The 13339-nt window shown below is 41.4% G+C and carries 11 protein-coding genes; all 11 read right to left on the reverse strand.

Annotated elements, in window-relative coordinates:
• Positions 1–189: 189 nt before the first annotated feature.
• Complete coding sequence (locus N4627_RS09120; RefSeq protein ID WP_191336908.1) at positions 190–1194, reverse strand: DUF1002 domain-containing protein; 1005 nt, start codon at positions 1192–1194, stop codon at positions 190–192.
• Between the two features lie 218 nt (positions 1195–1412).
• Positions 1413–2018 carry a signal peptidase I gene (gene lepB / locus N4627_RS09125; RefSeq protein ID WP_003716334.1) on the reverse strand — a complete coding sequence of 202 codons (606 nt, stop codon included), beginning with the start codon at positions 2016–2018 and terminating at the stop codon, positions 1413–1415.
• 75 nt (positions 2019–2093) lie between these two features.
• Positions 2094–3632 carry a UDP-N-acetylmuramyl-tripeptide synthetase gene (gene murE, locus N4627_RS09130; protein ID WP_260964789.1) on the reverse strand — a complete coding sequence of 513 codons (1539 nt, stop codon included), beginning with the start codon at positions 3630–3632 and terminating at the stop codon, positions 2094–2096.
• Positions 3633–5540 (reverse strand): asparagine synthase (glutamine-hydrolyzing), encoded by a 1908-nt coding sequence (asnB, locus tag N4627_RS09135; RefSeq protein WP_003716332.1) that lies wholly within the window; start codon positions 5538–5540, stop codon positions 3633–3635. It lies immediately after the preceding gene.
• Between the two features lie 17 nt (positions 5541–5557).
• On the reverse strand, positions 5558–6799 hold the full coding sequence (locus tag N4627_RS09140) for a carboxylate--amine ligase (RefSeq protein WP_098044950.1): 1242 nt from the start codon (positions 6797–6799) through the stop codon (positions 5558–5560).
• Between the two features lie 149 nt (positions 6800–6948).
• Complete coding sequence (gene mnmG, locus N4627_RS09145; protein ID WP_124031869.1) at positions 6949–8847, reverse strand: tRNA uridine-5-carboxymethylaminomethyl(34) synthesis enzyme MnmG; 1899 nt, start codon at positions 8845–8847, stop codon at positions 6949–6951.
• A 10-nt stretch (positions 8848–8857) separates the two neighbouring features.
• Positions 8858–10246: a tRNA uridine-5-carboxymethylaminomethyl(34) synthesis GTPase MnmE gene (gene mnmE, locus N4627_RS09150; protein ID WP_240411099.1), complete on the reverse strand. Its 1389-nt coding sequence runs from the start codon at positions 10244–10246 to the stop codon at positions 8858–8860.
• Positions 10247–10433: 187 nt separating this feature from the next.
• Complete coding sequence (gene jag / locus N4627_RS09155) at positions 10434–11213, reverse strand: RNA-binding cell elongation regulator Jag/EloR (RefSeq protein ID WP_098044947.1); 780 nt, start codon at positions 11211–11213, stop codon at positions 10434–10436.
• Positions 11214–11389: 176 nt separating this feature from the next.
• Complete coding sequence (locus tag N4627_RS09160) at positions 11390–12220, reverse strand: YidC/Oxa1 family membrane protein insertase (RefSeq protein WP_098044946.1); 831 nt, start codon at positions 12218–12220, stop codon at positions 11390–11392.
• A 3-nt stretch (positions 12221–12223) separates the two neighbouring features.
• Positions 12224–12580, reverse strand: a complete 357-nt coding sequence (gene rnpA, locus N4627_RS09165; protein WP_098044945.1) for a ribonuclease P protein component — start codon at positions 12578–12580, stop codon at positions 12224–12226.
• Positions 12581–12709: 129 nt separating this feature from the next.
• Positions 12710–12844 carry a 50S ribosomal protein L34 gene (gene rpmH / locus N4627_RS09170; RefSeq protein ID WP_003665227.1) on the reverse strand — a complete coding sequence of 45 codons (135 nt, stop codon included), beginning with the start codon at positions 12842–12844 and terminating at the stop codon, positions 12710–12712.
• Positions 12845–13339 lie beyond the last annotated feature (495 nt).

Genomic DNA, 13339 nt, shown 5'->3' on the forward strand with positions numbered 1-13339 from the left:
CCGGTCAAGACTTCATTTCGTCGCCCTGACCACTCATAGGCTACCTTCGCCTAAAACCAGTCATCCCTGCTTGCACTCATTCAGGGTCGCTAATTTTGACCAGTAAAAGGTTACTCTCCTACTCACTGTGTTTTTAACCGTTAACTATCGGTTATTAATATACAGAAGCCGTTCCTGTTCGTCAATCCTTTAGTTGAAAAATCCTTGGATCCAGTTTACAAAGCGATCCCACCAAGACTGGGCCTGTTGCTGGGCAGCTTTACCATCCTTTGAATTCAAGAACTGCTTTGCCTTATTCATCATATTGCCCGTGGAATTCTTAACATTATTGATCGTGTCAGTAACGTGAGAACTATAATCCTTACTTGAACTGATTGGCGCATTATTGAACTGAACCAATGCATTAATAATCGTGGTTGTGTGATTCTTGGTTTCGTTATAAATATTTTGCTTCTTTAGGTTTTGGTTTAGGATATTTTCAATTTGAACCTGGGTTGGTTGTTCTCCTTGCCGTTTTTGCTTATTAATCTGCTTAGTTGTGTCACCAACTGCAGCCATTAGCTTTCCTGGATAACTACTATCGTTCTTGTTGGCATCAATTGCATCATTAGTGGCACTTAGCATTTGGTTGGCTGATTGGGTATTTTGATTATTTAAGTTAATTCCATCCTCACTCAGCGCCTTGTATACCCCTGTAAGCGCCGACTCTCCAGATACTGGCCGGTTAGCAGAGACCGTAATTGTCACATCCGTTACCCCGGCCATTTGCGCTACCATCGCGTACTGCTGGGCCGTCACCTTGGTAATATTGCTCTGACCATTAAATTTCTTAATGTTCACTTTTACCCCAGAGCCAGGATCGGTCGGCACTATTGATACTGAACTGACCATCGCTGCGTTAGTTGTCGAATCATTAGCGTTAATATACTTTTGGTAATCACTGGCAGTAGCCGTAAGTGTTGTGAAATCATTGTTAACGCCCAGAATATTACTCAGCTCATCCTTATCTGCAGCTCCTGCACCATAGACAACGTATGACTTATTTAATGTATGCGTTTGGGTGGAAGAAGCAGAACTAGTACTTGTTGCTACTTGATCGTCCGCATGAACGATAACCTGAGAAACAGGGGTAGCTGCTAGGGCCATCATTAACGTTGATGTTAATAAAATTGTTGATAATTTCTTTGAACGCATTGTTATTCTCCTATTAGACGAAGCTAAGAATTAACTCGTCCTCTTTAATATTTCATAGACAGTAGCTGGGACGACAAACTAGACAAGCTAGTTTTCCCCATTCTCTTACTTCAATTAGGATAAAAAAACTGTCCTAAAAATACTAGTCTTTAGCCAGAATCTTTAGAACAGTTTATGAATTTTTACTTTTTCTAATTTAACTAGGTTGGTATTATGCCTTAATTTGCCCAGTAATGCTTCCACTCCTGATTAACGTTATAACGAGTAGTGGCAGTTCCAGTCCAAGAAGGCACTTTAACAACACCATCAATCTTGCTCTTTGGTACGAATCCCCAGTAACGACCATCATTAGAAACGCTTCGGTGATCACCAAGAACAAAATATTGACCCTTTGGTACCTTGGTTGCACCACTATTTCGTAACCAGTTATTCTGAACCGAGATACTCTTTAGTGTCCAATTTCCGGTCCCAGAAGTCCGTTGAGTATTGTTAATGTAACTCTGGCTAACCTTTCGTCCGTTAACATAAATATTACCATTTGCGGAACGAACAGTATCACCAGGAACACCAATTACCCGCTTAACATAGTCTGTCTTGGTAGCCACTTGCGGATCTACTCCGTTGGCATCGAAAACAATGACACTTCCCCGATGGATTTTCGCGGTTTTTAAGCAGAAGACCCGTTCATTGTTTTGTAAGTTAGGCAGCATTGATGGTCCATCAACCCGCACAATTTGGAATAAGAATTGTTTGATCAACAAGGCAATTAATAACCCAATTACGATTGGAATTACCCAGCTCATCGTTTGCCGAAATACTTTCATTACCTACTATCCCTCGATTTCAAAATCATTATCAAGCTAAGAAAAGTTTACCATAAATGTAATTATCATACTCAACTATTTATCATACTCTTTCATTAGCTTTTGTGACAATTGGTAATCGCCAACATAAGGAATATCCCGACCCTTTTCGTGCATGAATTGTTCCCGGCCTTTAGCAGCCATGAACATTGCATCGCCAGGCTTTGCCATTTCAAATGCCTGCTTAATTGCAGCTACCCGATCAACATTGATAATTACCTTAACGTTTGGATTAGTAATATGCTCCTTGATTGTTTCATCAATGTGGTGCGGATCTTCAAAGAAGTTATCTTCACTCGTTAAAATTGCAACATTGGCATATTCAGAAAGCGCCCGACCAACATCTTTCCGGCGTGATTCTGCCTTACCACCAGCAGCACCGATCACAACGATCAACCGGCCATCAGGATACTCATGCTTCATAAACTTAAAGCTTTCGGACAAGCTCAAGTAATTATGAGCGTAATCAACGCAAGCAACCATTCCGGCATTATTCTTCAAAAATTCCATCCGACCTGGGACCTTAGTTTCCTTCAATCCCTGAGCAAAATCACTAGTATCATCCTTAAGTTGCGCACTCACCGTAATTGCGGCTAACGCATTACTGTAGTTAAAGTGTCCCGGAATCATGACACGGAATTCACCAGTAACTTCAGGCAAATTATCATTATGCGTTGATACGTCAAAATAACCATGATCCTTGCCATGGTAACGATAGTCCGCATCACTTTCATCACTACCGAACGTAATCAACTTTTTCCCTAATTCGTGGGCTTTTTGAGCTAGCAACTCGTAATAGTCCATATCCCGATTCAAAATCACGGTATCACTATTCACGATAATCTGACTCTTGCACCACAAATAATCGTCAAAGGTTGGATGTTCTACAGGACTAATGTGGTCTGGAGAAATATTCAAGAAAACCCCGATATTAAAGTGCAGGCCATAAACTCGGGACTTCTTATATGCTTGGCTAGAAACTTCCATTGCCAAGTACTTCATCCCGTTATCAACGGCTTCTTTCATCATCCGAAAAAGATCCAATGACTCTGGCGTGGTCAGGTGAGCTTCAATAAAGTTTTTACCATCCACACATTCATCAATAGATGAGAATTGCCCTACTACCGGACCAAACTCATGAGCCAGAATATGACGGGTAAAGTAAACCGAAGTGGTCTTCCCCTTAGTTCCCGTAAAACCGATTAATTCAAGTTTTTCATCGGGACAGCCATAGAAATGACGAGCAATTACTGCCATTGCCTTTTGAACATCGGTAACAATAATCTGTGGCGTTGATTGCGCTTCTTGATCTAACTTGTCTGTATAAACAAGTTCAGAGATCGCTGCGGTTGCCCCTTCCTTAATGGCACTTGCCAAATATTCAGGATTAAACTTTAACCCCTTGCAGAAAAACAGGGTACCATCACTGACTTTCCGTGAGTCATAGGACAGGTCGGTAACTTCAGCGCGAGCTGCTTTTTCTGGCACAGTATAATACCAGTCACCGTCAATAATGATTTCCTTATAGAGACCATTTTCTTTTAGTAAATCAGTGATTTCCTTTAGTGTGAGCATTTATTCAGCCACCTCGTCTAGTTTCTTAACTTCTTCAGGAATAAAGTCGTCGATAAAGTATTGCTTGTACCATACTAAGAAGGTGTAAATAGTCCAGATCTTCCGTCGGCCATCAATCTTGTCGTTAAAGTTATCATCAAGCAACTTCAAAATCTTATCTTGATCAAAGAATTCCTTAACAAAGTCTTGTTCAAAGAGTTCACGAACTTCTTCGTAGTACTTCTTTTCTCGTAACCATGCCCGAACCGGAACCGGGAAGCCCATCTTTGGCCGAGTTGCCCATTCTTCTGGAAGGTGACGGTTAGCGGCCATCCGGAAGGCCCACTTGGTTCCGTGACGGTTGAAGAGGTACTTGGTTGGTGTATGACCAGCAACCCGCATTACTTCGCGATCCAATAATGGTACCCGGAGTTCTAGTGAGTTAGCCATACTCATCTTATCCGCCTTCAAGCAAATATCGCCAGGCATGAACTTGTGAATATCAAGGTATTGTTTCTTGGCAACTTCATCAATATCCTTATCTTCAACGTTCTTTAGAATTGGATCGATGATGTCATCAATCGTTGGGCCACAATTATACTTTTCTTGAAGAACATCAGCTGCTTCTTCTGGTGAGAAGATGTAGGCCTGACCAATAAACTTGGATTCACGAACTGGTGCTAATGCCCGGAACATGTGTAATTGACCGTGGAAGTGCTTGCCATCAAGCCACTTAGCAATCTTGTACCGTTTTGCTTGTGGTAATTCACGAAGCTTGTCAGTAAACCACCGGATCAGCATTGAATTAGAGTTAAATCCGTAGTCGATGTAACCCGCGAATAATTCATCAGCCCCTTCACCAGAAAGCATTGCCTTGTAACCATTTTCCTTGGCAAGACGAGTTAAGAAGTACAACGGAATAACTGATGGGTTTGAATCAGGTTCATCCAGGTAGTATTGGATCAATGGGAATGTATGGAAAGCCTCTTCATTCGTCAGCTTAGCATCGGTATTCTTTAGGTTAAGCTTAGCAGCTAATTCCCGCGCCTGCTTAGTTTCATCGTAGGTACTATCAAACCCAATTGAGAATGTATTATCTGGCCGCATCATTGCAGTCACGTAACTAGAATCGACCCCTGCTGAAAGGAATGAACCAACCTTGATCCCCTTATCAGCAAATGAGTGGGCCTTAACTGAATCCGTTACGATGTCTTCAATGTTATCAACCGCCTTATCGAAGCCTTCATCTTTAGGATCAAAATCAGCATCCCAGTATTCCTTCATATTGAATTGACCATCTTTATAGTGGAAGCAGTGTCCTTCTGGCAACTTGTAAATTCCCTTGAAGAATGTTTCCTGAGTCGCTGAATACTGGAACGTCATGTAAGGCTTCAAGGCGTTCTTATTCAGCTCCTTGTCAAAATGCGGGTGATCAATAAATGCCTTAATTTCAGAACCAACAAAGAAAGTCCCGTTCATTTTCCCGTAATAGAGTGGCTTAATCCCAAAGTGATCCCGGGCACCAAACATATCCTTGTTTTTAAAGTCCCAAATTACGAAGGCAAACATTCCCCGAAGCCGTTTCAGGACATCGTCACCCCATTGTTCGTAACCGTGAAGGATTACTTCAGTATCGGCATGGGTCTTGAAGGTATGACCTAAGTCGATTAATTCTTCCCGTAATTCCTTAAAGTTATAAATTTCACCGTTAAATTCAATGGCCATACTATTATCTTCGTTAAAGATTGGTTGATTACCGCTCTTAACGTCAATAAAACTTAACCGCCGAAACCCAAGGGCAACATTTTCATCTACGTATTGGCCCTCTGAGTCGGGTCCCCGGTGAATAATCCGGTTCTTCATTTTACGAATTAGGCTATCTTTAACCTTTGGATCTTCGTTATCAACGAATGCTACAATTCCGCACATATTAAACACTCCTTTACTTAGCGTTGGACAAAGTATTTTTGATAATTTTTATTGATTAGCCAGAAAGAATAATGCATTAACAAGCGTTGTTTCAAACTATCATTCTTGTCAAAGGCAGTCGTTCCCCACTGTCCTGCCTCCAGTAACTTCTTGGCTTTTTCCTTATACTCGTTTTCTTTAGCATACTGATAGAAAACCTTCTTCGGTGCATTCAACCATAGCTTGTTTCCTTCAGCATAATCTGTACCAGTGAACGGCTTGTGATCAATTACATCATCAACCACATACTTAGCCAGATTATAGCCATTTAAGGTACAGTAGTAACTACTCCGGCCTTGGCGAAGATTGATTTCAAAAATCTTAAATTGCTTATCCCGCCGATCATATTTCATGTCAAAATCAGCAAAACCAACGTACTTTACTTCTTCCAAGAACTTTTGAATCGTCTTGTAAATTGCCATGTCTTTTTCTGGCAAAATCACCATGTAGTTACCAACCGCAACTGGTGATGGATCCTCTAATAACGGGTGTGCAAGACTAATCATCCGAACGTTATGGTTAGAATCAACGTAGGCATTAACAGTCCGCATGTTAGAGTCATCGCCAGGGATAAAGTCCTGCGCAATCATCTTCCCGGTATAACCGGCCTTGTAGATCTTAGGCATTAATTCGTCAAACTGCTCACGCTTATCCAAAACATAAGCTTTCTTTCGTCCCTCAAACTGAATGTCAAGCCATTCCACACTATCAGAAGGCTTCAGGGCAATTGGAAAATCAAATGGTAATTCAATTGCCTTACCAGATTCAACTTCTTCTTTAGTAATGATCTTCGTCTTTGGGTATGGCAAACCATACTTTTCAGCTGCTTCATAGAAGGTTTCCTTCGTTCCCAGCTTATTAAACAAGTCTGCATCAACATACGGACAAATAAAGTGTTCCTTTAATTCATCCAAGTGCTTAGCAATTAATTCAGTATAACCATCCCCACAAGAAAGAAGCAGGTACTTCTTCTTTGGATCAAGGTTAGCTGCAATTTTGCGCATTGTTTCAATGAAGACTGGATCTTCATTGAAGCCTTCAATAACATGAACATCAACTAACTTAGTATAGCGGGTTGGTGCCATATGCATTACCCCATAGGCAATACTCTTAATACCATACTGTTGATAGAATGACCGTGCCATTCCGTAACAATTAAAATCTGTCCCTAAAAGGATTGGTTGAAAATCCTCGCGGGTCTGATTAACTTTTTCACTCATCTCTACTTGCCTCGTTTGCTTTTTAAATCAATCTTCAGTATAGCGATTCTCAGAATGTTTGTAAATGGAATAAAATGAGGCGTAAGTCAAATTTAACTTTAACTCCGTCTCACTTCATTTTCTGTAATTTAATTTCCCGGGAAATAATCCTATTTCCGAATATAAACACTTAAAATCGCTATGTCAGCAGGATTTACCCCACTAATTCGTGAAGCCTGAGCGAGCGTTTCTGGACGAATCTTCTCAAGTTTTTGCCGCCCCTCAGTTGCCAAACCATCGATCTTTTCATAATCAATATTGGCAGGAATCCGCTTTGCTTCCATCCGCTTTAAGCGGGCAACCTTTTCTTCTTCCTTCTTAATATAACCGGCATACTTTAATTGAATTTCTACTTGTTCAATTACATGACGATCGAGCTTTTCAGCTGGAGCCGGAATAAACTTCATTAACGTTTCATAATCAACATACGGACGCTTAATAAAGTCAGCCGCTGTAATCGCGTCCTTTAAACGATTATCACCGTGTGCCTCAATGAATTGGTTAACTTCATCGTTATTTGGCTTAAGCTTTTCATTCTTTAACCGGGCAATTTCATTTTGAACCTGCTCTTCCTTCTTTTGCATCTTAGCATAACGTTCATCACTTACTAAGCCAATTTCGTGGCCTTTCCCCATCAAACGGAAGTCGGCATTATCATGACGAAGGATTAAGCGATATTCAGCCCGACTAGTCAAAAGTCGATATGGTTCCTTAGTTCCCTTAGTTACTAGGTCATCAATCATTACCCCAATGTAAGCATCTGACCGCTTAAGAACAAATGGCTTTTTGCCAAGGGCCCGTAATCCAGCATTGATTCCGGCAATCAGGCCCTGACCAGCAGCTTCTTCATAGCCTGAAGTTCCGTTAGTCTGGCCAGCTGTATAAAGGTTCTTAACCAGCTTCGTTTCTAGGGTTGGATGAAGTTGGTATGGGGCAACGACGTCATATTCAATTGCGTATCCCGGACGCATTAATTGGGCATCTTCTAGCCCCTTAACAGAATGCAGAATCTTTTGTTGAATTTCTTCCGGCATGGAAGTTGATAATCCATCAACATACCATTCATCAGTATCCCGGCCTTCTGGTTCAAGGAAGATTTGGTGACGACTCTTATCCGCAAACCGAACAATTTTATCTTCAATTGAAGGACAATAGCGTGGACCGACACCCTTAATTACCCCAGAGAACATTGGTGCTCGATCAAGGTTATCCCGAATTAATTTATGCGTACCTGGATTAGTGTATGTTAACCAGCAGGAAATTTGCTCACTTAATGACAAGTAATGATCATCTGGTGTATCAAAACTGAAGTGATGAACTGCCTTATCACCAGGCTGTTCTTCGGTTTCGTCATAGTGAATCGTATTTCCGTTAATCCGTGGCGGTGTCCCGGTCTTAAACCGTTCAAGATCAAAGCCTAATGATTCCAGGTTTTCAGAAAGCTTTACTGCTGACTTAGAATTATTTGGACCTGATTCGTATTGAAGTTCACCGATGATAATCTTTCCCCGTGCAGCAGTTCCCACGGTTAGAACAACGGTCTTAGCGTGGTAACGAGCACCAGTGTTAGTAATTACCCCTTTACAAACTCCATCTTCAACAATTAACTGGTCAACGGTTGCTTGGCGAAGGTCCAAGTTTGGCTGCTTTTCAATCGTTTCCTTCATTGAACGGTGGTAAGCGTGCTTGTCAGCTTGCGCCCGCAATGCTCGCACAGCAGGTCCTTTACCCGTATTGAGCATTCGCATTTGAACATAAGTCTTGTCAATATTATGGCCCATTTCGCCACCAAGAGCATCGATCTCCCGAACCACGATTCCCTTAGCTGGACCCCCAACTGACGGGTTACATGGCATAAAAGCAACCATGTCAAGGTTAATGGTTACTAAAAGCGTCTTATTTCCCATACGGGCAGCAGCAAGAGCGGCCTCACTTCCCGCATGGCCGGCCCCAACGACAATTACATCATAGTTGTCGCTATCATACTGAATTGCTTCACTTGTCTGCATTTTCTTCCTCCTACTTTCCTAAACAGAACTGGCTAAAGAGTTGATCCAGTAACTCATCTTGGTAACTATCACCGGTAATCTCACCGAGCAAGTCCCAGCAACGCGTCATATCAATCTGGACTAAATCAACGGGCATCCCTGCCGCAATTCCTTTTAATACGTCGCCAAGGGCATCGTCGGCCTGGTGCAATAATCCAATATGACGGGCGTTCGTTACCATTACACTATTTTGGTTGTTTTCAATTCCTTCTTCAAAGAACATCTTACTAATGGTTTCGCCTAATTGGTTCATCCCTTCGTTCTTTACGATTGAAGTTTCGATCAACTTATCGCTTCCAACTAATTTCTTCAATTCACTCCGGTCAACCTTGTTTGGCAAGTCGGTCTTATTCAAGATTACGATCCGTTGCTTGTCTTTAGTTGCTTCAAGAAGTTCCCGATCCTCTGCGGTTAACTCTTCTGAATTATCAATTAGTAACAGAATCAAATCGGCAGCATCTAGGGCTTTTCGGCTTCGTTCAACCCCGATCTTTTCAACTTGATCCTTAGTGTCCCGGATTCCCGCAGTATCAATTAACTTCAACGGTACCCCATCAACATTAACGTATTCCTCAATTACATCACGGGTTGTCCCGGCAACGTTAGTAACAATTGCCTTATCTTCATGCAATAGTGAATTTAGCAAACTAGACTTACCAACATTTGGCCGGCCGATAATTGCGGTGGCAAGCCCTTCGCGAAGAACCTTCCCCTGCTTTGCCGTTTTCAGCAATGCTTCAATCCGTTGACGAATTTCCGTGGCCTTCTCTTTCAGCATTTTCGTTGTCATTTCTTCAACAGCGTCATATTCAGGGTAATCAATGTTAACTTCTACCTGAGCTAAAACATCCAGAATATCTTTTCGTAGCTTCCGAATTAAGTGAGAAAGGTTTCCATCTAGCTGATTTAAGGCCACCTTCATTGACTTATCAGTTTTTGCCCGAATTAAATCCATAACGGCTTCCGATTGCGATAAGTCAAGCCGCCCATTTAGGAATGCCCGCTTAGTAAATTCACCTGGTTCGGCCATTCGCGCACCATAGCTCAATACCAACTGAAGGATCCGGTTCGTTGCAAGCAGCCCACCATGGCAATTAATTTCAACTACATCTTCACAGGTGTATGTGTGAGGGGCCCGCATCACTGAAACCATCACTTCATCAACTTCTTCACCATTATCGGGATCGATAATGTGACCGTAATTGATGGTATTAGTGTGTACCTTACTCAGATCTTTACCTCGATAAATCTTTTGCGCAACTGCGATCGCATCATCGCCGCTAACCCGAATGATCGAGATCCCGCCTTCACCAACCGGGGTCGAAATTGCTGCAATTGTATCATTATCAGTATTTGCCACCATCCAGACTCCTTTCTAATAAAAAAAGTGCCCCCACGTCATCCACCAATTATTCTGGTAATCACATGGTCAAAGCACTTTCACTACTTTAACAAGTATCTTAAATTGTATAACCGCAATTATTTTAATTTCATCACGTTAAAATGTCAAATAAGAAATTTCACCCGTTAACAAGACTGCGAGTAGCCTAGTTTTTCGGTGCAATGACAACGCTCCGATACGGATCACGACCATGAGAATACGTCTTAACATGATCATTTTCCTGCAGTTCTTGATGAAGCTGCTTTCGTTCTCGAGCAGGCATTGGGTCCAAAAAGACTGCTTGACCAGTTGAAACAACTTCCATTACAGAGCGTTCGGCCAGCTGGTGCAATGATTCTTCACGTCGTTGCCGGTAATTAGCTGTATCTAAAATTACCATTGTCTTCTCTGCGCCATGATAATTCATAAAGGCGTTACTTAACTGTTCCATTGCATTAATTCGCCGACCATGATGACCAATAATCCGTCCAGACTGCTCACTTTGCAAATCAATCTTTACTTCATGAGAACGAACATCACTCACAACTGGTTTAACTTCAATTCCTAAGTTTGCAAAGACGTTCTTTAAGTAATCCGCAAGCTCCTGACTAACTTTTTCCACCCGCTTAACGTTTTGTTCATGGCGGCGCTTCATTTCAGCAGGATCAACTTCACGGTCTGGTGTTGACTTATGGCGAGTCTTCGGTTGCTGCTGAACCTTGGTTTGTTGGTTTGCTTTATGGTGACCGTGATTTCCCTTATTCTTGTCTTTCTTTTGGGCCTTTTTTATAGATACTTCAATGATCGCTTCTCGACGACCAATTCCTAAGAAACCATGACGCGGTTGTTGGATAGTTTTTACTTCTAACTGATCTACTGCTACCCCAAGTTTCTTGCTAGCAGAGGCAACTGCTTCCTCAACAGTTTCTCCTGTATAACGTCCCATTCAATTTCATCTCCCAAAATAAATACTCGTTTTATTTTACAACAGAACCATAAGTCGCGACAAATCGGTTCTAATTTACGCCAAAAAGAAAATGACTGAGAAAATCATTTCTGTTTTTCCCAGTCATTCTCTCGTTTGTGTTTTCCAAATCTTATTAAGTCTAATCGTAGAAAATACTACTTCCGGCGACTGCTGTATGCACGGCGTTTAGCCTTTTCAAGTTTACGCTTCTTTGCCTTTGCTTGCTTTTCCTTAGCTTCTCGTTCACGGCGAATCTTAAATGGATTTTGCAACAAGAGAGTTTGAACTACCTGGAAGGCGTTTGAAACTACCCAATACAAAGTAATCGCGGAAGAGAATCCTAATGCCATGAAGAATACCATAATTGGCATAAACCATGTCATTGCGGAAGTCATTGCATTTCGCTCAGGCATTGAGGCCATTGATAACCATGAACTTAAGAAAGTAAATAGGGCCGCCAGAATTGGCAAAATATAGTATGGATCTGTATGTCCTAATTGAAGCCACAGAAATGTCCCATGCCGTAATTCTGGTGTCCGCCAAATAGCTTGATAAAGAGCCCACATGATTGGTAATTGGATAATCATTGGTAACATCGAAGCCCAAGGATTAACTCCCGCTTCCTTATAAAGCTTACTGGTTTCTTCCTGCATCTTCACCATGGATTCACGATCTCGTGATGAGTACTTCTTTTGGATTGCCTTCAGCTTAGGAGCTAACTCCTGAGTTTTCAGCATTGACTTCGTTTGGTAGAACATCAATGGCAAGAGGAGGACCCGAATAATGATGGTGAAAATAATGATCCCCATACCATAGCCACCACAATTATTTGATAGCCAAATGATAAACCGAGAGAAGTTATAAACTATGTAGTGATCCCACAAGCCAGTACTATGACTTGTAACTGGCTTATTTGAGCAAGCTGCAAGAAAAAGCGTCAAACTTCCAATTGCAGCAAGACTTAGGACACGCTTTACCTTTTTCATTGATTAACGATCCTCACTTTTCTCTTCTAATAGATGTGCCCTTTTAAGAGCATGGACAAGGTTTTTCTTTGTTTCCGCCATTTCCAGGCCATCTGCAGCTGGACGAGCAATTACTAAGAAATCCACGTCTTGCCGTAGATAAGGTTTTACTTCAAGAAGTGTTTGGCGAATCCGGCGTTTAACCCAGTTTCGGTGAACCGCATTTCCAATCCTTTTCCCCACGGAAATACCAACTCGAAAATGCTTTTGACCTGGTTTTGCCATTTGATAGATGACAAATTTATGGTTGGCAACGGAATTATGGGTTTCGAATACCCGTTGAAACTCACTTTCCTTTTTTACCCGATATGATTTTCTCATAATAATGTAGATCTCCAGCCTTATTAAATGTAAAAAGGGCCGGACATTGCAGCTTCAACGAAACGATAGCTCGTCAAGCTGACTGCCCTGCCCTTGCAATAAAAAAAGCCACTATAAAAGTGGCCGTAATTATGCAGATAATACTTTTCTGCCCTTTTGACGCCGACGTGCTAATACCTTACGGCCGTTACTGGTGCTCATACGCTTACGGAAGCCATGGACACGTGCACGGTGACGCTTCTTTGGTTGAAACGTGCGCTTCATACGATGCACCTCCTATTCAATCTGAATGGTTTGGTTTTTATAGTCTAAAAAGACGATCTCTTCAAACATACTCTGGAAGTATAACATACTTTTCTCAAATATTAAACGTGAAATTTTTTTAGATTTTTTTATTTATCCACAGAAAGTCAAAAATAATCCACAGCGTTGTGTATTTCTCATTCCTGTGGATAAGTTATTAACCGTGATTTCACAGTGCTTTTCAACAATTCACATCCTGTTATTAAAGTTATCCACAGCCCTGTATAAAACTGTTCATAAGTCGTCTTAATGCCTTTGTTATAGTAATTAGTTATCCACAAGAAGGGTGGAAAACTATTATGTTTCTATTTTATCCTCCATTTCCACACTGCATTTTTTAATTTACACACAGTGTTGTGTAAATATTTTTCAATTATCCACTTACCTGTGGAAAACTTTTTTTCATAATGATAAAATGTCGTTTGTAATTTAATATCTATTAGGAGGGGAACTATT

It is taken from the genome of Limosilactobacillus vaginalis (assembly GCF_025311515.1).
Lineage (GTDB): Bacteria > Bacillota > Bacilli > Lactobacillales > Lactobacillaceae > Limosilactobacillus > Limosilactobacillus vaginalis.

Coding starts and splice junctions, on each gene's coding strand:
- N4627_RS09120 (WP_191336908.1), bottom strand. CDS start 1,194: ATGCGTTCAAAGAAATTATCAACAATTTTATTAACATCAACGTTAATG.
- lepB (WP_003716334.1), bottom strand. CDS start 2,018: ATGAAAGTATTTCGGCAAACGATGAGCTGGGTAATTCCAATCGTAATT.
- murE (WP_260964789.1), bottom strand. CDS start 3,632: ATGCTCACACTAAAGGAAATCACTGATTTACTAAAAGAAAATGGTCTC.
- asnB (WP_003716332.1), bottom strand. CDS start 5,540: ATGTGCGGAATTGTAGCATTCGTTGATAACGAAGATCCAAAGGTTAAA.
- N4627_RS09140 (WP_098044950.1), bottom strand. CDS start 6,799: ATGAGTGAAAAAGTTAATCAGACCCGCGAGGATTTTCAACCAATCCTT.
- mnmG (WP_124031869.1), bottom strand. CDS start 8,847: ATGCAGACAAGTGAAGCAATTCAGTATGATAGCGACAACTATGATGTA.
- jag (WP_098044947.1), bottom strand. CDS start 11,213: ATGGGACGTTATACAGGAGAAACTGTTGAGGAAGCAGTTGCCTCTGCT.
- N4627_RS09160 (WP_098044946.1), bottom strand. CDS start 12,220: ATGAAAAAGGTAAAGCGTGTCCTAAGTCTTGCTGCAATTGGAAGTTTG.
- rnpA (WP_098044945.1), bottom strand. CDS start 12,580: ATGAGAAAATCATATCGGGTAAAAAAGGAAAGTGAGTTTCAACGGGTA.
- rpmH (WP_003665227.1), bottom strand. CDS start 12,844: ATGAAGCGCACGTTTCAACCAAAGAAGCGTCACCGTGCACGTGTCCAT.